Here is a 366-nt window from a genome sequence, read left to right as displayed (position 1 = left end):
CTAGTTTTCTATGACTTTCTCATCCTTTCATTGCATTTATGTAGACCCATAAGCAACAAGAATTAGGTAAATCTATGGAAAAAGTAGAAGCCTTTCAACAGGAGAATGGAGATCTAGTAGGCAAGTGGTCCGAAGTAGTACGTATTCGGACTCTTTTCATCTTCCGAGAAAAGAAAATCGAAGAAGGCGTTAATGAATTCCTCGATGCTCAACTTCCCATCTCCGTTGACATCGATTGCCTTGAACGCCTCTTTCACAAACGACAGATCCAGTACACCGAGTTGGAAGAACATTGTGGTGTACTCCTCTGCCGACAAGAAACCGTCACCGTTGACGTCCAACCTGTCGTGAAAGCCACGTATCATA

Annotated in this window: 1 protein-coding gene; it reads right to left on the bottom strand. The window is 43.2% G+C overall.

Going from position 1 to position 366, the window contains the following annotated elements; genetic code table 11:
• Positions 1-113: 113 nt before the first annotated feature.
• On the bottom strand, positions 114-366 hold a 253-nt coding region (locus tag L5849_RS15275; protein WP_236926236.1), incomplete at its 5' end, for an EF-hand domain-containing protein.

The organism is Erythrobacter sp. SN021 (assembly GCF_021864455.1).
Note: the sequence above shows the minus strand (reverse complement) of the source record. Positions and strands in the feature narration are given on the sequence as shown.